Annotated in this window: 16 protein-coding genes; 9 read left to right on the top strand and 7 right to left on the bottom strand. The window is 57.6% G+C overall.

Annotated elements, in window-relative coordinates:
- Nucleotides 1–490 precede the first annotated feature (490 nt).
- A complete protein-coding gene (locus HY011_24790; protein ID MBI3426160.1) occupies nucleotides 491–697 on the bottom strand; it encodes a hypothetical protein in 207 nt (68 codons plus the stop codon).
- Between the two features lie 81 nt (nucleotides 698–778).
- On the opposite strand from HY011_24790, the gene HY011_24785 reads away from it, so the two are divergent.
- Complete coding sequence (locus HY011_24785) at nucleotides 779–1516, top strand: DUF2071 domain-containing protein (protein ID MBI3426159.1); 738 nt, start codon at nucleotides 779–781, stop codon at nucleotides 1514–1516.
- Nucleotides 1513–1923: a DUF393 domain-containing protein gene (locus HY011_24780; protein MBI3426158.1), complete on the top strand. Its 411-nt coding sequence runs from the start codon at nucleotides 1513–1515 to the stop codon at nucleotides 1921–1923. The genes HY011_24785 and HY011_24780 overlap by 4 nt, the downstream gene beginning before the upstream one ends.
- 235 nt (nucleotides 1924–2158) lie before the next feature.
- Here HY011_24780 and HY011_24775 read toward each other — a convergent pair whose 3' ends face one another.
- Nucleotides 2159–3586, bottom strand: a complete 1428-nt coding sequence (locus HY011_24775) for a hypothetical protein (protein ID MBI3426157.1) — start codon at nucleotides 3584–3586, stop codon at nucleotides 2159–2161.
- 123 nt (nucleotides 3587–3709) lie between these two features.
- Here HY011_24775 and HY011_24770 point away from each other — a divergent pair, with 123 nt between their 5' ends.
- On the top strand, nucleotides 3710–3847 hold the full coding sequence (locus HY011_24770; GenBank protein ID MBI3426156.1) for a hypothetical protein: 138 nt from the start codon (nucleotides 3710–3712) through the stop codon (nucleotides 3845–3847).
- A gap of 624 nt (nucleotides 3848–4471) precedes the next feature.
- Here the strand turns inward: HY011_24770 and HY011_24765 are convergent.
- The gene (locus tag HY011_24765; GenBank protein ID MBI3426155.1) at nucleotides 4472–8815 is read right to left on the bottom strand and encodes an HYR domain-containing protein; all 4344 of its coding nucleotides are present in this window, start codon (nucleotides 8813–8815) and stop codon (nucleotides 4472–4474) included.
- Between the two features lie 954 nt (nucleotides 8816–9769).
- Between HY011_24765 and HY011_24760 the strand changes: the two genes are divergently transcribed.
- Together HY011_24760 and HY011_24755 are read left to right on the top strand one after the other, a co-directional pair.
- A complete protein-coding gene (locus tag HY011_24760; protein ID MBI3426154.1) occupies nucleotides 9770–10222 on the top strand; it encodes a DoxX family protein in 453 nt (150 codons plus the stop codon).
- 143 nt (nucleotides 10223–10365) lie between these two features.
- Nucleotides 10366–12378 (top strand): protein kinase, encoded by a 2013-nt coding sequence (locus HY011_24755; GenBank protein MBI3426153.1) that lies wholly within the window; start codon nucleotides 10366–10368, stop codon nucleotides 12376–12378.
- A gap of 170 nt (nucleotides 12379–12548) precedes the next feature.
- Here the strand turns inward: HY011_24755 and HY011_24750 are convergent, their stop codons facing one another.
- Both HY011_24750 and HY011_24745 read right to left on the bottom strand, forming a co-directional pair.
- Complete coding sequence (locus tag HY011_24750; protein ID MBI3426152.1) at nucleotides 12549–14978, bottom strand: zinc-dependent metalloprotease; 2430 nt, start codon at nucleotides 14976–14978, stop codon at nucleotides 12549–12551.
- A 216-nt stretch (nucleotides 14979–15194) separates the two neighbouring features.
- Nucleotides 15195–15674 (bottom strand): MgtC/SapB family protein, encoded by a 480-nt coding sequence (locus tag HY011_24745; protein MBI3426151.1) that lies wholly within the window; start codon nucleotides 15672–15674, stop codon nucleotides 15195–15197.
- A 358-nt stretch (nucleotides 15675–16032) separates the two neighbouring features.
- Here HY011_24745 and HY011_24740 point away from each other — a divergent pair, with 358 nt between their 5' ends.
- On the top strand, nucleotides 16033–17589 hold the full coding sequence (locus HY011_24740; protein ID MBI3426150.1) for a DUF2156 domain-containing protein: 1557 nt from the start codon (nucleotides 16033–16035) through the stop codon (nucleotides 17587–17589).
- A gap of 18 nt (nucleotides 17590–17607) precedes the next feature.
- On the opposite strand, the gene HY011_24735 is transcribed toward HY011_24740, so the two are convergent.
- Nucleotides 17608–18321: an HAD-IA family hydrolase gene (locus HY011_24735; GenBank protein MBI3426149.1), complete on the bottom strand. Its 714-nt coding sequence runs from the start codon at nucleotides 18319–18321 to the stop codon at nucleotides 17608–17610.
- A gap of 107 nt (nucleotides 18322–18428) precedes the next feature.
- On the bottom strand, nucleotides 18429–19532 hold the full coding sequence (locus HY011_24730; GenBank protein MBI3426148.1) for a hypothetical protein: 1104 nt from the start codon (nucleotides 19530–19532) through the stop codon (nucleotides 18429–18431).
- 341 nt (nucleotides 19533–19873) lie between these two features.
- Between HY011_24730 and HY011_24725 the strand changes: the two genes are divergently transcribed.
- From HY011_24725 to HY011_24715, 3 genes are all read left to right on the top strand, one after another.
- Nucleotides 19874–21037 carry a hypothetical protein gene (locus tag HY011_24725; protein MBI3426147.1) on the top strand — a complete coding sequence of 388 codons (1164 nt, stop codon included), beginning with the start codon at nucleotides 19874–19876 and terminating at the stop codon, nucleotides 21035–21037.
- A gap of 46 nt (nucleotides 21038–21083) precedes the next feature.
- On the top strand, nucleotides 21084–23279 hold the full coding sequence (locus tag HY011_24720) for a VCBS repeat-containing protein (protein MBI3426146.1): 2196 nt from the start codon (nucleotides 21084–21086) through the stop codon (nucleotides 23277–23279).
- A gap of 236 nt (nucleotides 23280–23515) precedes the next feature.
- Nucleotides 23516–23779, top strand: coding sequence for a hypothetical protein (locus HY011_24715; GenBank protein ID MBI3426145.1), 264 nt, complete (start codon nucleotides 23516–23518; stop codon nucleotides 23777–23779).
- Nucleotides 23780–23996: the final 217 nt, after the last annotated feature.

The following is a 23996-nucleotide window of genomic DNA, read 5'->3' as shown; positions in this document are numbered from 1 at the left end:
CAGCAAAACGCTGCGCAGTACGGGCAAAGATTTTTCCGACTTGATTGTTCGCGCCTGCCAGGGTGGCCGCGTGCCCTGCAAGCGAAGCCAAGGCCGGACGTCCAAAAGGCATCCCCATCCATGCTGCGCCGATATAAAGGCAGAGCACGAGAGAAGCAAAAAAGAAAATTCGAGGCGTCCGTTTGTTCTGACGAGCCAAGCTCGCCGTGTGTGTGTGTAGTTGTGTGAGTGTCAGCTTCATAATTTCACTACTTCCTTTTCAATCGCTGTCCGACAAACAACGTGTGAGAAGTTTCAATGAGCAGCAACCGGGTCTTAACTTTTGCCGGGACAGTCTGTTCGCAAAGCAACGGGCAAGATACTTCACTGAAAGGGATGCTCTGGCCGGTGACGGAACTGAAGAGATGAATTCAGGCATCTTCTTCGCGCGGCCCAAGCACTGTGAGGCAATGCCTATTTCGCAGTCTTCTCCTGACGGTGGCGCAAGGGTTCATGCTTTCGACCACTGCGACTCCGTCAATCCGAACACCATTTTTATGAGGTCAAAATCTTTAGGGCACGGAAGCGAGGCCCTATATTGCGGGGGGCAACCCGAAAGATCAAGCAAAAATCCCCGCAGGCCAGTTTTTTTAATCCGCTCGGCATAGGAGTTGATGCTGACAATTTGCTTTATAAACATCATTCTTTGCTCTTTCATTAGGGTCCAATCCAGCTTGGTTTGCTGTTCTCGTGACCGCGTGATGGCCGCTCCCGGACTTCGACCGTATAATAGCCGCCTATGCAAGCCAAACCTTTTCTGACGGCTGAATGGCGCTTCCTGGCGATGCTCAACTATGAAGTGGACGCGCGCCTTCTATTCCCTTTCCTACCACGCGGCACCGAGTTGGACTACTGGCAAGAGCGCTGTTACATCAGTATGGTTGGCTTCCTTTTCTTAAATACGCGGCTGCTGGGTCTGCCGATACCCTTTCATCGCAATTTCGAGGAAATCAATTTGCGCTTCTATGTGCGGCGCAAAGCACCCGATGGTTGGCGACGCGGCGTGGTTTTCATCAAAGAAATTGTGCCTCGGCGCGCCATCGCCACACTGGCCCGCCTGGTTTATAACGAAAACTATGTCGCCCGCCCAATGCGGCACAAGGTGCAACGCGGCCCAGAGGATGCCGCATTATTAGTGCCGAACAGTGCCGTCGAATATGGCTGGCGCGAAGGCCACGCCTGGCAGCGGTTGCGCGTCAACATTACGGACGCTCCGCAACCGCCAAGCAGCGGTTCCGAGGCGGAATTCATCACGGAACATTATTGGGGCTATGCCGCACAACGCGACGGTAGTTGCGTTGAATACCAAGTCGAACATCCGCCGTGGCTGGTTTGGCAGGCGCAATCGTCATTGTTTGAATGCGACGTGGCGCGCGTGTATGGCCCGCAATTTGTCGACACCCTCAGCGGCAAGCCCTTTTCCGCGTTTGTTGCCGCCGGTTCACCCATCGTCGTGCGGCGAGGAGTTCGGTTATGAAAGAACCGCGTAGGCTTGAACCTGGCCAGGACTATATACTGTTTGATGGCGATTGCGGCATCTGTTCGTATTCAGCCGAGGTCGCGCAACAGATAGATCAGCGCCGGCAATTCGTGATTGAGCCATATCAGGCAATCGCCGAAGCAGAGTTACAACGCTACGGCATCAGCAATAACGCTTGTGATCGTAAAGTCCAAGTCATTACGCGGCGAGGCCGGGTCTATGCTGGGGCTTTCGCGGTGAATTACCTGCTCTGGCAACGCTGGCCCTGGCGCTTGTTGATCTTATTGATTTACGCCGTGCCGGTGTTATTGGTCTGTGAAGTCATTGGGTATGCGCTGGTCGCGCGCAATCGGCAGCGCCTCTCGCGCTGGTTTGGCTTAAAAGCCTGTTTACTCAAACGTTGAACCCCGCGCTATGACAATTGTTGGAACCATCCTTGCCACGCAGTCTCCCACGACACCCTCACGAGAAAAAACCCGCAGAGGCCGCCGCAGCCAGGTACCTCTCACTCCCCTTCTGCAAGACCATTCAAGCGGATCGGGGCACTCTATCCGGCCTTTGCCTTGGTGAAAAGAAAGTGCAAGAACCATTTGCTGCGCGCCGCCTCTGCGGGTAAGCGAAAGCTAGGCGACTTTATGCTCAGGGCGTGTTGCATACGCCGAGCGGATCGTTGCCGTTAAACAGCGCAAACAGATCCGCTAACGCAGCAAAGTCCGCAAAACGATTTGATTGTGAAGCCAGGAAGGCTTGCATAAACAAATCCTTGACCATCGAATTGGTCGAAATCACCACGCCATTGCTCAACTGTATGGGCTGGAAGCTGAACCCGTAACAGCTCAGACTCGACCATTGCGCGTTATAGTAGCTGGGCGATCCGCCGCAGGCAGCCCACAGTTCATTCAACTGAGCCGCAAGCCATTCGCGATTGAAACGCTCCTGCGGGCTGAGTTGGCCATACAGGTCGGCGCCGCAATACTGCAAGGCGATTTTGATAGCATCAAGGTTGTTCAAGCTGACGGCCTGATTGAAATTGACGCCGTTAATCCAAACCTTGCCGTTGGGCAGGCGCAACTGCACCAGCTTCAAATGCAGCAGCCAATAATCCGCCGAACGGAAGCAGAAGGTGTCGCATTTGACCGGCGGAACCGGGCATTGCGGACAGACCACCGGACAAACCAGCCCGGTGGGATAACCACCGCTCAAGCCAGCGATCAGGCCGGTTTGAGTACGCGCCCGGTCGCCCGCCACTTCATTGCGCCGGACGATTACGTCGGTGACGAGCACAGAAACTGCGCCTGTGCCTGCGCCGCGATTAATTGAAACGCCCAGTTGCAAACAGGCGTCGAGCGGCGAACCGGCTTGCATCAGATACGATAGCGTCAGCAACCCTGTGCGCGAACCGGTGCTGCCCGCCGACGCGACGAAGGGAATGAAATCGCCCACCGACAACTGCCCGCCTTGAGCCAGCCGGTTATTCAAATAAAGCGCCACGACGGAATTCAGCCCCGTCACGCGCACGCCGTTGGCTTCCACCGTCAGCGTCACGATGTTAAACGACGGCGAACCACTGGCGCCTTGCGTAAAGAAGGTCACCGTGTCGCCCACCGTCGCGCCGCTACTAGCCACTAGGAAACTGAAATCCCAGATGCTGTCGGTGCAAGACAACGCGGTGAAACGGCTATTCGGCGTCGCATAAGTAATCCCTTGTGGGGCCGTGCCGTCAAATCCGCCCACGCCCGTGACCGAGCCACCGAAGTTGGCCGGATTGACCTGGAAAATATTGAGTCCGGGGGCACTGAGCGGCACCGTGAAAGCAAAGGGTTGCGCCAGCAGGAAGTGGTCGCCCTGTGGCAATTGGGCGGTCGTCGTGAAACCGTGCGTCAACGCCGGCACGGTAAACGTGGGGCAAGTCGTAGTGGCTTGGCCGGAGACGACCGGCGCGGTGCGTTGCGGCCAACTGAGAAAGGCAAAGGCCGCAGCAAGCACAGCACAATAAATGGTAGCGCGGAAAAATCCGCTGCGCGCCAATGTGCGCAACGCGGAATCTTTTCGGGGATCGGGCAACATAGGACTCTCCTTCAAATCAAGACGCATTGTTGCCGTGGATGACGAGTCAACAACAACCGTTTTGACAAATGTGCGCGTGCCTGAAAAAGCTCGCGTCGTTTGGATGTGTGCGAATTGGCCTGAATGTCTCGCACACACGCGTGGGTGGACGAACGCGCAAATCTGGAACTGCTCGTGCCAATCACCATAAAAGTCGGTTACGAAAAGTCGGTGACGCCAACCATCTACACCATCAACGATGCCTCATCTGTTCCTCTTTGACAGACAAATAGACCAAGAGTAGTTGGTTCAAGCGGCAGGTACGGCTGTTGCCGAATGAGCAACGAGACTCCAAGTGAGAGAAGCATCCTGATGCCCTGTGAGCCATTAAAACATCTGCTATTTGGGAGGGAATTACGTAGGATTGAGTTTATTTACTTATCGCCACTACTTCAATCAGACACGGTAGCCAATTTTGCATAGCGACCTATTAAAAGGGGACTTTACGCCTTAGAAATACACACCAAGCTGCCATTTCCCTGGCCGCAAATCACCTAATTACCGTTTCCACATCAAAGTCCCGGCTACGAAGGTTCTATGCCTATGCCACTACCGTACAGTTGAGGGATAGATCAAGTTCGGTTGTTGCTCCGTGCAGTATTGAACGTAGTCGCGCACAAATGGCGAATCCAGGAATGGACAGGACCGAGCGAGGTTGCCACAGGCACACAGGCACAAGGTTTTTTAGAGTTTGGGGTGGAATTCTCTGTCTGTCTCCGTGTCTCCGTGCCTCTGTGGCCAATCTTTGCGTAAGCCTTGATGGGATCAAATCCGAAAACGAAAATAGCCATCTTGCTGGCTTTGCAAGCGCCAGCAAGATGGCTATTGATTCAGCCGCAAGCGGGATCAGTTACAAAAACCGCGTGGGTCGTTGCCGTTGAGCAAGTCCAGCAACCGTGCCAACGGCAGAAAATCAACTTCGCGGCGTTCCTGAATCGCCAAGGTGATCTGCATATACAGTTCCTTGACCATCGAACCCGATGTAATCACCGCTCCATTGCTGAGTGTCGTGGTCGGGATGTCAATCCCGTAACAACTCAGGTTGGTCCACATCGAGTTCGCCACCACCGCTGAGCCATTGCCGCCCGCGCTCATGACGTTCAACTGGGCCGCCACGTACTCCTGGTTGAGGGCCTGGCGTGGCGTCAAAGCAAATCCGAAGGGATTGCCACGCAAGGCCAACTCAATCGTGCGGCGTTGGCTGGTGTTGACGGACTGATTGCCATTCACACCTGCGATCAGCACGTTGCCGCCCGGCATACGATCCAGATTCAGCAACCACCATTGCGGCGCGCGATAACAGAGCGTATCGCACTTGACCGGTTGGTTGACCGTCACCTTGAAGCTGCACGTCACCGTGCCGCAATCGTTGGTCGCGGTACAGGTCACCGTGGTCATGCCGACCGGGAAGTTCGTGCCGGAAGCCGGTGTGCAGGTCACCGTGGTCGCATTGGTCGCGGTCGGCGCGGGATAGGTGATCGTCATCCCCGTCGCACCCGGCGCCGTCGCCGTGATGTCCGCCGGGCAAGTGATGGTCGGCGGCGATTTGACCGTGACGGTGAAGCTACATGAGGCATTGCCTGCCGCATTGCTCGCTGTACAAGTCACAGTCGTGACGCCCAACGGGAAGCTGGAACCCGACGGCGGATTACAAACTACTCCCGTCGCATTGGTCGTCGTGGGCGCGGGATAATTGACCACCGCCCCACTGCCCTGCACCTGGCATGGCGGACAGACCAGCGGGCAAACCAGGCCCGTTGGATAGCCGCCCGTCAACCCGCCGAGCAAACCGGTTTGCGTGCGCGCCCGGTCGCCCGCCACTTCATTGCGCCGGACGATTACGTCGGTGACGAGCAACGCCACCGCGCCCGCGCCCGCGCCGCGATTGATGGACATGCCCAGTTGCAAACAGGCGTCGAGCGGCGAACCGGCTTGCATCAGATAGGACAGCGTCAACAAGCCTGTGCGTGAACCGGCGCTGCCCGCCGCCGCCGCGGACGGAATCAGATCACCCACTGCAAGCTTGCCGCTCGTCGCCAACCGGCTATTCAGATTGAGCGTGACCAGCGCGTTGAGCGCAGTGACACGCACGCCACCCGCTTCAACGGTCAGCGTCACGATGTTAAACGAAGGCGAACCACTCGCGCCTTGCGTAAAGAAGGTCACCGTGTCGCCCACTGTCGCACCTGTACTCGCCACCACGAAGCTGAAATCCCAAATGCTGTCAGTGCACGACAAGGCCGTGAAGCGGCCATTCGGCGTCGCATAGCTAACGCCTTGCGGCGCCGTGCCATCAAATCCGCCGACACCCGAAATGGAGCCGCCGAAGTTGGCCGGATTGACCTGGAAGATATTCAACCCTGGCGTGCTTTGCGGCACGGTGAAGCTGAACGGTTGCGGCAGCAGGAAGTGATCGCCCTGCGGCAACTGCGCGTTCGTTGTGAAGCCGTGCGTCAACGCGGGCACGGCAAAGGTCTGGCAACCTGCGCTGGTGGTCGCACAAACCGTTTGATTCGGCGGACAGACAATCGTCGGTGGCGCGGTAACCGTCACCTTGAAGCTGCACGTCGCCGTGCCGCAATCATTGGCCGCGTTGCACGTGACCGTGGTCATCCCCACCGGGAAGTTCGACCCCGAAGCGGGACTGCACATTACGCTCGTCGCATTGTTCGCGGTCGGCGCAGGGTACGTCACCGCCGTGCCGCCTGCACTAGCGGCCACTGCCGTAATGTCAGCGCCACAAGTGATCGTGGGTTGCGGATTGACGGTCACGGTAAAGCTGCAACTCACACTGCCCGCCGTATTGGTCGCGGTACAAGTCACCGTCGTCGTGCCAACTGGGAAGCTCGAACCAGCAGCCGGATTGCAACTCACACTGTTGGCGTTGGTCGCCGTCGGCCCCGGATAGTTCACCGTCGCCGTGTTGCCGCCCGCCGTGGCACAGACCGTTTGATTAGGCGGGCAAACAATGGTCGGCTGCGCCAGGAACCCAGCGTCGTAATCATGATTGTTCTGACCGGCGGTTCCGGTCGTCACGCTGATCACGGCGTTATTGCCAACCATCGTCGCATCAGAATCACGAATATCGCCGCTGTCGGCATCCGGCTTGGTCAACGACAGACCCACCAGGGCAGCCTGCGTTTTATCAATCCGGATTTCGTAATTCATCTGCGGCAGCACGCCGCCCGGCACGTTCGCATTGTTGAAGTAATACGTGCCCGAGGCGCTGGTCGTCGTCTCGCCAACCTTGATGCCGTTTTTGTACAACTCAACCTTGACACCCGCAAGGCCCGCTTCGTCGGCATCCTGTATGCCATTGCCATTGGTGTCGCGCCAGATACGGTTGCCGATTTCGAGCGGCGCGGGATCGCACAGCGCCACCAGATCGCCCAGGCCGTTGGCCTTGCCGAAAATGTCGAGCGCCGTCGTGCCGTCAAAGACGCGATAAGTTTTGCTGCGCGCGCCGCTCGTGTTGTTGTGCCAGAGCGTGCCGCCGTCAAAGAGCGTCTCGTTGTCAAAGATGGGAATCGGGTCTGCCGAATTGACCACGACATCCGGGAAGCCCGGCACTTGCAGCAAGCCGCCGATGCCATTCTCATCGTTGAAAGGCACATAGAAATCCTGGAAGTAGAACTCAGCGCCGCCCGGCCCTTGCCCATTGTTCTGCGGGCCAGTGCCATTGCCGCCGCTGCGGCCATTGCTTTCGAGCGTCCAGCCATTCGCCAGATTGCCGCTCGCCCGCAAGGTATCGCCCGCCGAGACACCGTAAATGCGCGTGCTGCTGCGGGGATCATCCAGCGTGAAGTTGCCGAACTGATCGCCGGAACGATCGCGCAAACCCAGAATCAGGTTGCCCCGATCAAAGGCAATGTCGGTCAGCCAGGGTTGCGGATAAATCCCGCGCTGGTCGGTGCCGATGGTGCGAAAAACTTTTGACCACGCCCGCCAGGCCGCCGGGACACAAGCGCCCTGCCCCAATTGCGCGCTGTCGGCACAACCACGCGGATAATTCAACGCCGCCTGGAAGACGGGCTGCGCGCTGAAGGCCAGCGTCGCCGGATCAACGGTGTAAACATACGCCGCCAATTTGCTGGCATCGCCATCAGGCGCGGCGCCGGTCACGGTGCTTTCCGCTGTACAGGTCAACCCGACATACAAACGGCCTTCGTTCCAATGCACGGCAAACGGGCGCACGTCATCGGCGCTCGGACAACCGGGCAGAGTCGCGGGCACGGCCTGCTTGCGAATGTTGACGGCTGTGGGCGGCACATCGGTCGGGAATTCATAGAGCGCGCGCTCGGCCAGATTCATGGCATAGAGCCGCGTTTCAGGGCCATTGAGTGCCACCCCGCCGAAGGCAACTTTGCCGACGGCATCCCAGGCCACATTGCCGTTGTCGCGATCAAAATCGTTCAAGTCGTGCGGATTGGCGCCCACCGCAGCGCCTGCGTTGAAGAACAAGCTCGGACTGCCGTTGGCGGGGTTAATCGTATAGATCGCTCCCGGCCCAGACGGGCCAAAGCCAGCGTGTTTTTTCATGAAGGAGCTGAAATAAAGCGTCTTGGCTCCGCGTGCATACGCCACGCCCCAGAGCGTGCCGACTTGCCGATCCGTCGTCAGATTGGCGTGCGCGGGCGCATCAAAATCGCTGAAGGGCGGCCCGCCACTCATGCGCGTCGAACCAGCCGAGTAAGGAAAAGAGACCACCACCGGGTTGCCACTGGTTTGCGGGCCGCCGACATAACAACTGGTCACCAGGGTTGGATTGTCCTGGCAATACGTGGACGGCACGACCACGCCAAAATCTATGTTGCCAGCGCTGACGCCGGACACAAACCGCACATTCGATTGTGTGTTGTCGCCCACCGGCGCGGGGAAATAACCCGTCGGTAGGTTGGTGAATTCGATGCGATACGGCCCGTTTCCCAGGGCATTCAGCGAATAGGAGCCGTCTGCTCCGCTGGTGGCCGTGCCGACCGCAATGTTGCTCGGATCAAAAGCCGTCACCGTCACCCCGGCCACACCGGTATCCACCGCTGTGCCGACGGTGCCCTGGCCATTGTTGGTAAGCGTAGCACCAGTGTCCCGCTTGCCGTTGTAGTTGTAATCCTGAAAAACCGTCCCGCTAATCACCCCCGCCACTGCCACCGCTCTTTCCTGCCCCCGGCCTTCCTGACCAAACACCCGCATCCCCCGTATGCTGATTAACGAGATTCCCGCCACAAGCAAAACCAAAACGGCGCAAAGCCGTGCTTGCGGGGTCATAGACTTGGTCAATGCCGTAACACATTTCCCCAAGTTGAAATGTGTCCTTTCATTTTCGGGCATCTTTTCGGGCCTCATTGATTTCGTTCCTCCTACAGGCTGCCCTGAACTTCAAGCCAGCCAGCGATGCTGATAGCAATTGAAAATCTGGTGCGGTGTACAACTCAAGCAAGTTGGCGACACACAACCAGCCATTGGGCAACCGCCCGCGCGGATGTGCCAAATTCATTGCCGTGTTTTGAATTAAGTGGGGTGTGAGGGGTTAGGCTCAAGCCAAACCCGGAACGCATTCCGGGGCACAAACAGAGCGGGAGAAGAGGCTCGTCGAAGCAACCCGCATGAAAGCGGAGAGCGCCCGGACGCGCATCCTGTCAGTAAAACTTATATTTCTATTTCGTAAAACAGACCGCCCACTCCCGTCCACAAGGCTGCACCCGGCAGTTTCCGCACTTGATTCAGATTGAGAAGCCTAGTGCGAAATAACATTTGAATGCTAGCTGCCCAGTGACAAGCCCGCACAAAATAGGCTGACATGACCGATTTTGCAAGCACTCAAAGCACTCTTGACACCTTCATGAAGCCTAGCCAGCGATAGAAGAGGTTCGCTCCAGTCTGGTAAACGTGACGCGCTTCGCCCAGATAATGGAAAGAAGTTGGCAGGCGCTTCTTACAAAAACCTGCATCTGTTAATGGCTGCATCGTTATCACAAGCCGATTTATCGGGGCTTGGCCTTTCGATACCTTGACGCTGGCTGACCCCTTGCATAGACTCCGCGCATTCCAATGACAAGACAGGTCGCTAAAAGCAGGCGGAAAGTTTCTTTTCCGATGACCCGTCGGTCTTGGCTCAATACCCTCCACCCACAAAGGATCACCGGTATGCTGCGCTTCCTGTTCACCACGTCTTCAACATTGGCAATGTTGCCGATACGCCTCGCGTTGGGTTTGATTTTCCTGGGGCACGGTTCACAAAAAGTTTTTGGCGCCTTTGGCGGGCGCGGGTTCGATGCCTGGATCAACACACCCGTGCAGATCAACTTACCGGCAGGCACACCCACTTTGCGTTTTTGGCTCTCTTGCGCAGCCTTTGCCGAATTGATTGGCGGTGCGATGGTGTTGTTCGGGTTTATGACCCGTATCGGCGCAGTTCTCTTGAGCATCGTGATGTTTGTGGCGCTTTACTTTGTGCACTGGCGCTATGGCTTCTTTCTACACGATAACGGAACCGATGGCATCGAATATGTGATGGCGCTCTTTTGCTGTTGTATGGCTTTACTCTGGGAAGGCGGGGGCCGCGCTTCGGTAGACGGCAGCTTATGGCCAAAAGCGTAAAGGATTATTGCGAATCTCCGTGCTCCTGATTGTCGGCCTGCGGTCTTTCACCTATACTGCGCGCACCCTTTTCTGGAAATCCCCCTTTTCAACACTATCCACGACCTTGGGTCCAAACCTTGGGCTTATCAAAGGAGCGGGCTATGCCACGTTGCGCGCGTTGTTTTGGCGAGGTGCATGAACTCGCCGTCTTCTGTCAGGGTTGCGGGCAGCCACACGCCCCGGTGTTTGATCAACTGCTCAATCGCGTCATCGGCGAACGCTATCAAATCTACCGCCGCCTGGATCAAGGAGGCCTTTCCGCCGTCTTCACCGCCATTGATTTACCGACCGACCAAATCGTCGTCGTCAAAATCAGTGATCCGAGTCAATTGGCCAAACGCGAATTGACTTATGCGCTGGCCGCCGCAGAGGCGCGCCGTTATTGGGCCGAAATGCTCGAACGCATGCGGCGTGAGGCCGAGGCGCTCACCCAGATTCAGCATCGCCATATCGTGCGCCTCTACGACACGGGCACGCTCAATGCCGATTTGCGCTATGTCGTGATGGAGTATTTGCGAGGCCGCACCTTGCGCGCCGAATTGGCTGCGCGCCAAAAACTCCCGCTGAACGAAGCCTTGCAAATCGCCATCGCCTTGGCCGACGCGCTGCGCGAGATTCATTCGCGCGGCATCGTGCATCGCGACCTCAACCCGCGCAATGTCATGTTGTGCGACGAACCGGAACTGCCAGCCGGCCCAGCCACGATCAAGTTGATTGATTTCGGCATCGCCAAATTCCCCCAGCCGCCGGGCGCGCCGCCGTTCACGCAACATTCGATTTTGAGTGGAACCGTGTCTTACGCTTCACCCGAACAATGTCAAAATCAACCGCTCGATCAACGCACCGATCTCTATTCGCTGGGTGTTGTGCTTTACGAAATGGTCACCGGGGAGCGTCCCTTCACGGGCCGCACGCCCACTGAGATTGCGCTCAAACAGATTCAAGCCCAGCCGCAAGCGCCGCGCGAATTAACGCCGGACTTGCCGCTCAGTCTGGAAACCGCCATCCTGCGCGCACTGGCGAAAAATCCCGCCGAGCGGCAGGAACACATCGGAGAATTCGCCGCTGAATTACGCGCCATCGCCCAACGCCTCGTCGTGCCCTTCCCGGAGAAGTCTACCGCAGCCAACTTGCCCTTGCTGCTTAGCCCAGCTCCGGCAATGGTTGCGATGTCGCCTCTTGATGAAATGCACGCGCCGGTTTTGGCGCAGACCCAAACAGATGAGATTGAGGCTCCCATCTTTTCAGCGTATCCAGCCACAACAAAAACGCCGCGCCGCAAACTGGCGTATGCGGCGGCGTTGCTGGTGTTGCTCACCACTGCCGCGTTTTTAGCCAAAGATCGCTGGGGCAAAACCTTGCCTGCCAAGCTGGAAGAGTTGGCGCTGAATTACCCGCTGGCAACGCCGACCGCCACGCCGCTCTTGATAGACCGGGAATTCGCCACGCCCACGCCGCCCACAGTGGTCACCGAACCAACCCTGTCCGCACCGGAAGCGGAGATGGCGCAGGCCCACGCGGCCTTTTCATTCCCCCAGTTGTGGAACCGCGTCAAGACTCTCGCCAAGCCTCCATCCGCCAACCCCCTGGGGCCAAAGGTGGCGCAACCAACTGCCGTAACGAAGATTCCGTCGCCCACATTCGCCGTCACGCCAGCGTTCAACCTGCCCGAACCAATCCATGCGCCAGCCGCGCCGGATGTCACCGAAAGCATCTCGGCACCGGAAAAGCCCAACACTGCCTCTGACTACGCGATGCGTCCGCGCCGCCAGCGCGAGCCAGCCGCGTTTGAGCCAGCGCCCGAAAACTCCGTGCCCGGCAATGTGGAAGAAGGCGTGAATGGGAGTGCAGCCCCGGTCGAGGAAGAGGCGCATGCTGGCCGCGAATTCTCGCCGAAAGTGATCGCCTGGAGCGGCGCGGTCAGTGGCGAGCGCGTCATACGGTTGGAAATGCCCGGCGTCCCCGGGCGCATCGAAATCCCGCGCAGCTATCGCCACCGCATTGGCATCGTCGAATCACCCAATTTGGAAAATCGCTGGCGCTTGGCGGTGCTGCGCATCTTCGGGCGTGGCGAATGTTCGATCATTCTGCGCTGGTGGCCGCGCGGACGCTGAGAAGGAAACCCTGGGTACGCACCGCTTCCAGCGTGCAGACTTGGCAGCAAACAACTCCCTACCGGAAGGAATATGCCTGTCGCCAAGACCGCACGCTGGAAGCGGTGCGTACCCAGATTGCGCTGGCTTCCCAAATTGTAGGCACTCTCTCACCCTTGAACCTATGCCTTCTACGGCTGACGTCCTGCCGCCCCAATCGGATCGCCCGGCGGAGTCGGCAACGGTGTCGTCGCCTTGAAGGTCGCGTCGGGCCGATTCAAGAACCGCTTGATGTCTTCTAGCGCCGTATTGCGGTGCGCCGGATTGAGTTTGATTGCGGCGGGTGTGCCGAGCCAGGCCGACAATTCACGCAACACCTGATTGGCCGCCGCGCGCACTTGCGCAGAGGCCTCGCCATTCGCCGCCAATTCCATCAACCGCGTGACCACTTGCGACTGCACCGTTTCTGCGATTGCCACCTGCTGCGCCTGGGCCGGACGCGGAGCTTTCCAGGTCGCGCTGACAATGGCATCGGCCACTTCTTTGAAATCCGGATTGGCGCTGTGCTCGGCGTGAAAGGCCTGCAAGCGTGCCGCGCGGCTGGGTTCGAGCAACGCGCCCAGGGTGAGGTCGGCGGCAATCGCGGCGGCCCCCAGCGGATCAAAGGCCGGGTCGGTGCGCCGCCCGAAATACTCTGCCGTGCCGCCTTCAAAGCCCGTCGCCACGGGCGGAATCAAAGCAAGGATGCGTTGCGGGATCGTCAACTCTTCAACGTTCAGCGTCTCAAGCAAAGCCTTCAATGCTTCGCGCTGGCGCGCGGCGGACACGACCTCGCGGAATTTGGCCGGACTCGGCCCCTGCGCTGTTTTCACGACGTAGCTGAAATACAAGCCGCCCAGCGATTTCGCCGCCGCGATCAATTGATAACGATGATGCAGATAGAGCGGCAGCAATTTGGCTTCGAGCGCTGAGAGCGGCTGCCCGTTGGCGATGCTGTTTAAGCCAAAATCGCGCAGCCCGATGCGCCGCACATCCAGTTCGTGCCGCAAGGTCGCAATCGCATCCGCGCCATTGTCCCAGACGCTCGCCAGCGGATGCGCCGTGCCCACGCCGCGCGCGTCGCCGTCGTCAATGAAAAGCAACCCGTTGGCAATTCCCTTCTGAATGATCTTTTCCAACTCACCCTTTTCATCCGCGCCCACCGCAAATTGGGCGTAGGCAAAATTGACTGCATACTTGTCGAACGCGCCGATGCCCACGGCGTAGGCATTCGACAAATCCAGCTTGCCGTTTTTGATCTCGACCCAGGGCGCGGGGTAATCCATCACCGAACCGCGATTGTAAGAACTGGCCGCGAAGTTGTGCGCGAAGCCCAACGTGTGGCCGACCTCGTGCGCCGACAGTTGACGGATGCGGGCCAAGGCCATTGCGGTCGAATCGGTCACCGGATCGCCCGTCGTGGCGGTCGCCAGATAATCCACATCCGGTGAATAGGCGGCTTCGCAATAATTTTCCAGCCCGCCTCCGTCTGTCGAAGCCATCAGCGGCGGAATCATCCCCGTACCCAGCATCACGTCTTGCCGAATGCGCAGCGAACCGAGCGAGACGTTGCCCTTGATGATCTCGCCCGTGCGCGGATCGGAAACGGATGCGCCATACGACCAGCCGCGCGTCGAACGGTGCACCCAATTGATCATGTTGTAACGCACATCCATCGGGTCGGCGTCTTCTGGCAGCACTTTGACTTGGAAAGCATTCCTGAATCCGGCTGCCTCAAACGCCTGATTCCACCACGACGCACCTTCCACCAGCGCGCTGCGAATCGGCTCGGGCACGCCGTTGTCCACGTAATACACAATCGGTTTCACCGGCTCCGACATCGCCGCGTTCGGGTCTTTTTTCTGCAAGCGATGCCGCCGAATCCAGCGCTGCTCAATCGGCGTGTCAAAGGGCGAGGCGTAGTCATAAAACATCATCGGCATGGCGCTGACACGCGGGTCATAATTGCGCGGCTGGTAATTGGCATCCGGCAATTCGACAAACGAATGATGCTGGCGCACGGTCACGGCTTGCGCGGTCGGCGCAACGCCACGCACCAATCCGCCGGGGTCATCCGCCGCCAAGGTGATGATCGTTTCGATCTCAGAATTTTTTGGGAAGCCTTTGGTGCGCGGCAGATAAAACGTGCTGCGCGTTTCATCAAAGCGGAAACTCCCCTGGCGCGCGCCGCGCAAGCGTTCGATCACGCCGTGGGCATCGCGCAGGAAGAAAGCCGTCGCGTCTACCAACACGCGATTGCCCTCACTGGCCTCGACCTTGAAGCCCCAGAGCACCGAACGCGCAAACGAATCGGCCACGGCACGCCGTTCGGCGGCGTCATTGCTGAGCGCGCGATAGCGATAATTCGGTTGCATCATCAGCACTTTCGGCCCGACGCGCTCGAACGCGACGACATACGTCCCGCCGAGTTGCCCGCGATCCAGCCCGATGGGATTGGAACCAATGCCCGCCGGCAGCGAGACTTGATAGAGAAATTCCGTGTTGAACTGCGCAATCTCCAGCCACAGCTTGCCGTTCGCGGCGTCCCAATAGAGCGGCAAGTAACCGTCTATCTTCTGCATCCCGGCGGTCTTGCCAGCCAGCGTTTTGTCCTCCGGTTTGCTTTGCGCCCACAACGGGGCTGTACAGAGCAGCAACACGAGCAAGGTGTGTCTCATCATCTTTCTTCTCTCCCAAAATGGTTATGGAATGTGCGAGTGTGGGCACGATCATCGGGCCAGTCAAGCAAAGTTGCAAACCGAGTTTGCCTACGGCATCAAACTAACCTTGCTGACCTATCACACAAGCGGCGACTGGCTCGTTGGGGGATCTGCCTGCTTGCCCGAGTCGCTTTTGGCCTTGGCCATACGCCGATCCAACCAATTCGCCAAGGCGCGCAAAAACACTTGCTCAATCAAGGTAATGACCAGCACGGCCAGCGCCAGGGTATAGCGGCCAATGCCCAGCGCCATGCCAATGCCTGCCGTGACCCACAAGGTTGCGGCGGAGTTGATGCCTTGCACACTTGCCCCTTGATGAATGATGACGCCTGCGCCGAGAAACCCAATACCGGTGATCACGCCCGTCGCCACCTGGGCCGGATTACTGAAGCCCAGCAGGGCCACGAGCGTGACATTGGTGGCCCCCAACGCCACCAGGCAATTGGTTTTCAGCCCGGCCATTTTGTGCTGAGATTGCCGCTCAATACCGATCAAGGCGCCACAGAAGAACGCCAACAACAAGCGCAACAGTATCTCTTGATTTGAAATCTGTATCATCACTTTGCCTGTGCTGAATTTCGCGGATGAAGGTTGCAGAAGAAGCGCTCAGCCTCAACACGCTGCTTATCGAACGCCTTCGACAAGCCAATCATGAACGCAATGTTCAAATGCCGCAACGCTTGCCTCCCGGCTACGCCAAACTGCCCTTGCGTTCTGGCCCCACACCGACTATTTGTTGTAGACAAGCTGGCCACCAAAAAGTGAACCGCAACCGCGCACTGTCTGCCCGGTCTTGCGGCGTTTTATCTGGAGGACATTTCGGTCGCCACGAATAGCCGTTTAGGTTATCTGGCGCTGCCTTGCGCACGGTGCGGGGCAACGATCAAAACTATCAAAAATACCGATTAAGACCTGTATGGCAAAACTGCTTGGCACTTATGACAATCTGGCGCAAGCCGAAGCCGCGCTGGCGCATTTACGCGCCGGCGGTATCGAGGCGCAACGCCTCAGCGTGATCAGCGCGGCGACGCCCAGCGCCGCCAAAATGGCTTGGAAGAAACCGCTGCTGTTGGGCGCTGCTGCCGGTGCGGGCGCCCTGTTTTTATTGCCGGGCGGGGGGCATCTGTTGCTAGCGGGACATTTGGTGCGGGCGGCGGCCATCCATAAGCTGGCCCTAACGGCCAAAGCGGCAGCCAGCGGCATGGCGGCGGGCGGTACGGTCGCATGGTTGAAACGCCTCGGCTTAAAACGCCTGGCCCTCAAAGAAGTCGAAGACGCGCTGGCGGCGGGGCGCTGCGCGCTGATCTTGCAAGGCGATTGGCGCACCCAACAACGCGCCGCGCGTCTGCTTGCCGCGACACAAAATCCAGCCGCAACCAAGCCAGCCAACCAACGCCTGTTGGATTTGGTGCAACGTTACGGCTGGGAGCATCAGTCGTTTCTTTCGCTTTACGACGGTATGCAGGTCTGGTGGACAAGCGATCCCGAAGCGGCGGTGGTGTATCGCCAGGTTGGGCACGTCGCCATCGTCGTGGCGGCGCCCTTGGCTCCGCACGCAGATTGGCACAGCGTGACCGCGCGTTTTCTAGCCTGGTGTGAGCAAAACAAGCTGGATTGTCTGATGCTGCCGCTCGGCGCGGAATATGCGGCGGTGGCGCGCGCTTGCGGGATGGCGCTGTTGTGCGTGGGTGAATCCGGCTATTTCAAATTGCCGGAGTGGAAACCCGCTGGCGACCGCGCCAAAAAAGTCCGCGCGGGCGTCAACCAGGCCCGCAAAGCCGGCGTGCGCATCGAGCAATATGTGCCCGCGCAAAGCGACGAAAGCACGCGCACGGAAATTGAAGAACTCTGCCAGGCCTGGATCAACACGCGCGAAGTGGACGCGCTGGGCTGGTTGCTCGAATTGGATCCGTTCAAACTGAGCGAACACAAACGGTACTTCCTGGCACGCGAGGCCGACGGGCGCCTGACGGGGCTGCTGGCCTGTTCGCCCATTTTTGCGCGGCGGGGCTGGTATCTCGAAGACCTGATCCGCCATCCGGCGGCTACGCGCGGCATCAGTGAATTGTTGGTGGTCGAAGCCCTGCGACATCTGGCTGCCGAAGGCGCGCAACTGGCGACGCTGGCAACCTCGCCACTAGCGGGCATCAAGCCGAACGAACTCACCGGCCAATTCAAACAACTGGCGCGACTGCTCAAACTGATTTACGAGCACTTTGACGCCTTCTATCACTTCAAAGCGCTGCATCGTTTCAAAGCCAAGTTTGCCCCCTCGTATGTCGAGCCGGATTATGTCGCCCTTTACCCGCCCCGTGTGCAGTTGCGCATGATCAGTTCGGCCATGGGCGTGTTTGATCCGGCGGGTTTTAGCGGCGTAATCGCCTCAAAGCTGCACAAGGTGTGGCAGCGGCTGCACAAAGCACAACCTGATAGTGAGCCAGTTTCGGCCCTGAAAAGTGAGCGCCTTTCGTGAAATAAAGGCAGGCACCTTTTAGGCGCGGCTTTGTTGCACCAGTCCAATCAATTGGTCTAAGCGCGTTAATTGGGCTGGCCGGATTCCAGCGCCGGTTGCCTGCCGCGCAATCAACCAAGCCCCTAAGCCTGCGTTCAGCGCCCCTTCAAAATCTTCCCGCACCGAATCGCCCACGTGCCAAGCTTCTGCCGGACGCAATCCATGAAAATGCAAAGCAGCTTCGAAAATGCGCACATCCGGTTTTGCCACGCCTAACTGCGCTGAAAAATGCACACCGGCAAACTGGTCTGCCAACGCGAAGCCCCGCAGCAAATCATGCAACCGTGAATCGAAGTTGGAGAGCACCGCGCAGCGCACGCCGAGTTCATTCAGTGCTTGCAAGGTTGGCCGAACATCGTCGAACAACCGCCAGGCTTCGGGGGCGCGATAATGCGCAAAGGCAGCGGCAAAGAATTCCTCAAAGCGCGGAAAATCGTCCGCCGCCATGACCTCAAACACCAGCCGCCGCCACCATTCATATTCCAATCGCTCTAACTCAATGGATGACCCGAAGCCTGAAAAGGCCAGCGGCGGTTGCGCGCGAAAGCAGCGGATAAAACCCGCTTGCAGGGATGCAGCATCGGCGCGATGTTCATAGCGCAGTGCCAAGCGGGCATAGGTTTCGCCGACAGCTTCGCGTGGCTCAAACAGCGTCCCGCCCGCGTCAAAGAAAATCAATTTCGGAGTTGCCATCAAACTCACAAGGCTGGCTTGTCTTGGCTGTCTGCGCCGCAAAAGGCGCAAGAAAAGCGCCCTGCCGACACCAATAGCGCCGACAGGGCTGCCACAAACAACCAACATCAGGAATGAGCGGTGAAACTACGTCCGATACTTACGTCACGCAACAACCGGCGCAAAAAGGCATAATCAACACCGCCTCGATCAAACAATTCGCCATTGGCGAAAATAAAATTTCCCAGGCATTCAAAGGCGCCAACCTGTCCGGGAAACCCGGAAGCATAAGCCGCGTCCGCGTGTCGCGGCACATAATAAAGCGAGGGCGCATCAGCCTCCCAAATGACGATCAGGTTCTCGGTGGCTTTTTCGCCCACGCAGGTGCGCCAATGCAGCGCCAATTCCACTCCCGCCGCAATTACTGCGGACCCTTCACCGCGTAATCTAAAGGACGTGAGGGGATAATAGGGTTCGTCAATCAACAGCACCGCCGGGTCGCTCTTGTCCAAACTGGCGCGTTGCGCCGCCGCTTGCAATGGGTATGGCTCATTGCACTTCCAGAGTTGTTGAAAATGCAGATGCCGCTGCGACGCGGCGGCGCCTTCACCATTCCACAGCACCACGAATTCGCGGGCCTGGGCGGCCAAGTCCAAAGCATCCGCGATGCGGCGGCCCAGACCTGCTGCGATCATCTCCAACGTGCCTCTGGGCGATTGGGGCTGGCATTGTGACGAAGCCGCCACGCTATGGTGCAGCCCAAACGGGAATGGATTGACCAGAAAATTATAGTCCTCGCCGTTCACCTGCCGGGTAAAGTAAACCTGGTTGCCGCCTTGCTGCCAGAGCACATTTTCAGCGCATAGGAAGCTTCCGCAGGTATCCGGCAGGGCGGCTCCAAAGGACAGCGGTTTGCCCTTACCCGCCATGCGTAAACCGCGTTCCGGGAAAATGCCCACATTAAAGTGCGCCGTGCCATCTCCTGAAGCTGCTTTGGAAAGCCGGACGTTTTTGAATTCGTCCCCAACAAACCCCATGAGTTTCTGCAATTGATGGAGTTCCAGTAAGGCCATGGTCAGCGGCTTTGCCCCTAACTCTTCTTGCACGATTTGTACCTTAAGCCGGTCAGCAAACTTCACAAGCGTGAGCAGGGATGGCAGACTAGCGTCCGGCACAGGGGCGGGCACGAGGGAGGCAAGCGCGGCTTTCACGGTTTCGTAATTGGCAATCATTGTCTTTTCCTTTCATTTTACGGGTTAGTTGATGGATGCAATCGGGCGTGACTGCGCTGGCTTTCTAGCATCTAATAAATATACTTGCAAGAGTGAATAGAATTTCATTCTTGCTTGATTCTGAATTCAACCGGCCCGGACGTTACGCCTAGGCTGGCAAGTAGGTGGGCAAAAACAAGCAGGCAGTTAGACAGGATTTGCAGGATTGTTGGGCGGATTGACAGAATTCAAAGCGGAGCCGTATTGCTCGGGTCTTTCAATACGATCCTGTTAATCCTGTAAGCAATCTTGTTAATCCTGTCTAGCCCTGCTTATTTTTGCCGGTGAGCTTAAGGAAAGGTATGACGCGACAAACCGGAAAGACCGCCGATACGCTAACCATGCTGACCATTGCTTTCATGGCTGGCGAAGGTAAGTTGCAAAACGAAATTGCCAGTGATCTGGGGCTCAGTCAGGCGACGGTTTCGCGCTTACTGGCAAAGGCGCGCGCCACGGGTTACCTGAAAGCAGAAGTGCGCTTTGTTCACGAAAAAGTCGCCCCGGCCACGCTGCAAGAAATTCGCGTGGCCGCTTCGCGTAAAAAACTGGAAGTACGTTTGAATGAATTGATGCGTCAACACAGTGCTAGAAAGGGATTGGTGTTACGCGAATTTCCCAGCGGCAGTCAAGAAACCACGGACGAAGCCTGGGCCAAGCGTTTGCAAGAGTTCAGCCAGCGTGCCGCGCCTTTCGTCAGGCAATTGCTCATGCGCGCCAAATTATGCGGGGTTTCCTGGGGCGAAACCTTGGGAGTGCTGATTGCCATGTTGGCGGGCCCTCCGCTCGCCCCACCTCGTTCCAATGCCGCTCCGAATGCCATTCCACTTTGTGGCGAACCGCTCGGACAAGAGCCGAATCATTTCTCCTCGTCCAATCTCGCGGCCTTGCTGGAAAAATTCTATACCGGCGATGATCGCGCGACGCTTTCGCTGGGCATGGTTCCCGCCTTTATTCCGACGGACTTCAATGCCCAAGAAATGAGTGTGGTCTGGCGCCTGCTGGAAAGTGTCAATGACTATGAACTGATCTTTGGTCATCCTTCAGGCGAACCGGTAAAACACCAGCCATATGTCGAGAAACTCGACATGATTTTGACCAGCGTGGGCCCCGCCCAACGCTTATTGGGTTATCGCAGCGCCGAGTGGCTCAAAAAAAAGTTCAACTTGCGCATGCTCGAAAAATTGGTGCTTGGGGATATTGCCGGCGTCCTAATCCCGCGTTTGGAACTCAATCAAAAGGCAAAAGAGAAGGTACGCCAAGTCAACGCCCGCTGGACTGGCATCCAACAAAAACATCTGGTGGCTTGCGCCCAACGAGCCGAGCAAAACAATCTGCCTGGCGTGGTGTGCTTCGCCGCAGGTAAGAACAAAGCCCCTTTCGCACTGGAGGCCGTAAAACTCGGTCTGATCAATGTGTTAATTGTGGATGACGATCTCGAGGATGAACTCGAACGATTGATTAGTTAACTCAAGAGCTAGCGCGCGATGCGACTCTTAGTGCCAAAGCGGGCGCGTGCGACACAAGGCCAACGCGCTGCAAACAGCGCCCACCGCACTGCTCTTCAATACCAGCGCACGCACTGCGGCGGCGTTGCTGCAACTGGCTAAACCGGCTGATTTCGACGGCGATGGTAAGACCGATCTGTCGGTCTGGCGCGGCGCTGAGGGGAATTGGTATATCAAACGCTCTTCGGATAACCAGTCGCAAATCACCGCCTGGGGCGCACAGGGCGATCAACCCATACCGAGCGATTATGACGGCGATGGCAAAACCGATCTGGCCGTCTTCCGGCGCGCCACCGGCACTTGGTACATTCTGAAAAGCTCGAACGGCGCAACGCAGACGCAAGCCTGGGGTGTGGGCACAGACCTGCCCGTGCCAGGTGATTATGATGGCGATGGCAAAACCGATATTGCCGTGTGGCGGCCCAGCGACGGCACTTGGTATGCGCTGCGCAGTTCCAACGGTTCGTCGTTGGTGCAAGCGTGGGGACAGCAGAGCGATATTCCAGTGCCGTCGAGCGGCGTGCCGAACACGCCTCCGGCGGGCAGCCTGAGCATCGGCGGGCAAGTGACAACTGCACTGGGTGTCGGATTGGGTGGCCTCACGTTGACGCTGAGCGGGTCGCTGGGCTTGCAAACAGTGACGAACAGCAGCGGGCAATATAGCTTCACCGGGCTGGCCAGCGGCGGCAGTTTCACGGTGACAGGATCGCAAAGCGGTTATTACTTCTCACCGGTAAATCGCAGTTACCCAACCGTAACGGCCAATGTCACGAATGCCAATTTCATTGCCGCGCCGGTCTTGCAACCGCCGCCGTCAACCTTTACGCGGACGGTCAACTACGCCTACAACTACGCTGGCGCGTTGGCGGGCATCGGCACCGACCTGCTCGGCAACGATCCGAATAACACCACCAACGTAGCCACGGCCTTTGGCTATCGCGCCTGGGGCATGCCGCGCACGGTGGATTATGGCAACGGCACACGGCTGACCGCCGATTACAATCCGATGCGGCAGCAATTGGCGAATTACCAAGTGCAACAGGTCGGCAGCGGCAGCGTGTTGTTGCAACAGTATTACGACTATTACGAGAACGGCATCAACAACGGCAAGGTGCGCAAGCTGGCCGATAACGCAAGCTTTGCGAACCATCGCAAGTTCACTTACGACGGCTTCAACCGCTTGACCGGCGTTACCGTCAACGGCAGTTACGTGAACCAGTACGGTTATGACCGCTGGGGCAACATCACCAACCTGAACAACCAGCAATCGCTCACCTATCAGACCGGCCCCACTGGCGCGCCCACCAACCGGTTGAGCACGGCGGGCGGGGCGAGCTTTGGCTACGATGCCGCCGGGAACATGACCGCCAACGGCGCGACGACCTATAGCTATGACGGCGCGAACCGGCTGGTGCAGGCAGGCAGCAGCGCCAATGTGTCTGGCTACGACGGCGCGAACCGGCGTTATAAGGCGAGTAACAACGGCAACCTGAGTTATTACGTCTGGTCGTCGGTGCTTGCTCAGCCACTGCTGGAATTGGACAGCACGGCGGGGGTGAAGCGGGCGAGCATTTACCACAAAGGTGAATTGCTGGCGTTGCAAAGCACAGATGGGCAGTTTTACTGGTCAACGACTGACCATTTGAGCAGTGCCCGGCTGCTGACCAATACGGCGGGCAATGTGGCTTACACTGCACAGTTCGATCCGTTCGGACAGATCATCAGTGAATGGTCAGCGTCGGGTGATGTGAACTTGAACACGCGCAAGTTTGCGACCTACGAACGCGACGTGGCGACTGGGTTGGATTATGCGCAAGCGCGAACGTATGGGAGCGGCTGGGGCCGGTTTGCGCAGGCTGATCCAAAAGGCAGAGCCTGTAACGGGCAGAAGCCTGATGTAATGGGGGCAGCACAGATAGATCGTCCGCAAAGCTTCAACCGTTACGCCTATGCAATGAATGACCCAGCAAACAATTTCGATCCAACTGGGTTAAGTTGCGTGACCGCAACTCTCGCGTGCATTGCTGCCGCAGGCTACTTCCTTCTAAACAACGTGGCAATAGTTGGGGCGTGTGCCTCGGGTTTTGTTCCTGGGTGCTTTGTTGCAATTGCTACCCACCCATTGGCTGCAATAGCTGCGGCTGCCGCATGTGCTAATGCCTCTGACGAATGTAGTAGGGGTAAGAGACCTAATGCAAATTAGTTACCGCCTTCTACTGGATGCAAATAATTGCTCTCTACGCGATAGGCAATCTGGATTGTTCAGACTTCAGCTTACTGAGGTTCTACGCCAAAGTAAGCTGAAGTTCGTAGAGCTACCTCGATTACTTTGGCATACTGTTGAATATGAAGGTGGCTTATACGCTTGCCCAAGGTTCGTGAGAGTTGCGTTCGTTTGTTATCCCGCTGAAATTGCTGTAGCAAAAAAAAAAGGTCACTATGAACATGAAAAATTGGGGCTGGCTTCTCCAGTACTTTTCGCTTACATCTAGCTTTTATGTAGTAAGCGCCATAACCCTGAAAGCAGCAACAAGCAATGAGCTAAAACAAATTAAAAACATCACTGCTGTGTTATTTGTTTTTTCAAGCCTCTGTCTCGTTTTGGGAACAGAGGATCTGACACTCAGACTGTATGTCATTTCCTTGTTAGTAGGTTTTGGCGCGGTGGCAGTCGCAGCATCAAAGCGAAAAACGAAGCAGTGACTTTCTGCAACCGCCCCGCTCATGCGCATGAAGCCGCCCTGTTCATCCGCGCGGTGCACGACCCAGCGGAGCAGCGGAGCAACTGCCGTTTTTACACGCTCTCGTAACTGCGCTGGCCGCGCTAGTACTCCATCAAGCTGTAAGTGATGGATGCTGAGAGCGCATCCGGGATGTAGGGCGGGATTAAATCCCGCCCTACATCCCTCATTTTCAGCTT

This window comes from Acidobacteriota bacterium, assembly GCA_016196035.1.
Taxonomy (GTDB): Bacteria; Acidobacteriota; Blastocatellia; order RBC074; family RBC074; genus JACPYM01.
The sequence above is the reverse complement of the archived record's forward strand: the minus strand, read 5'-3'. Positions and strand labels throughout refer to the sequence as shown.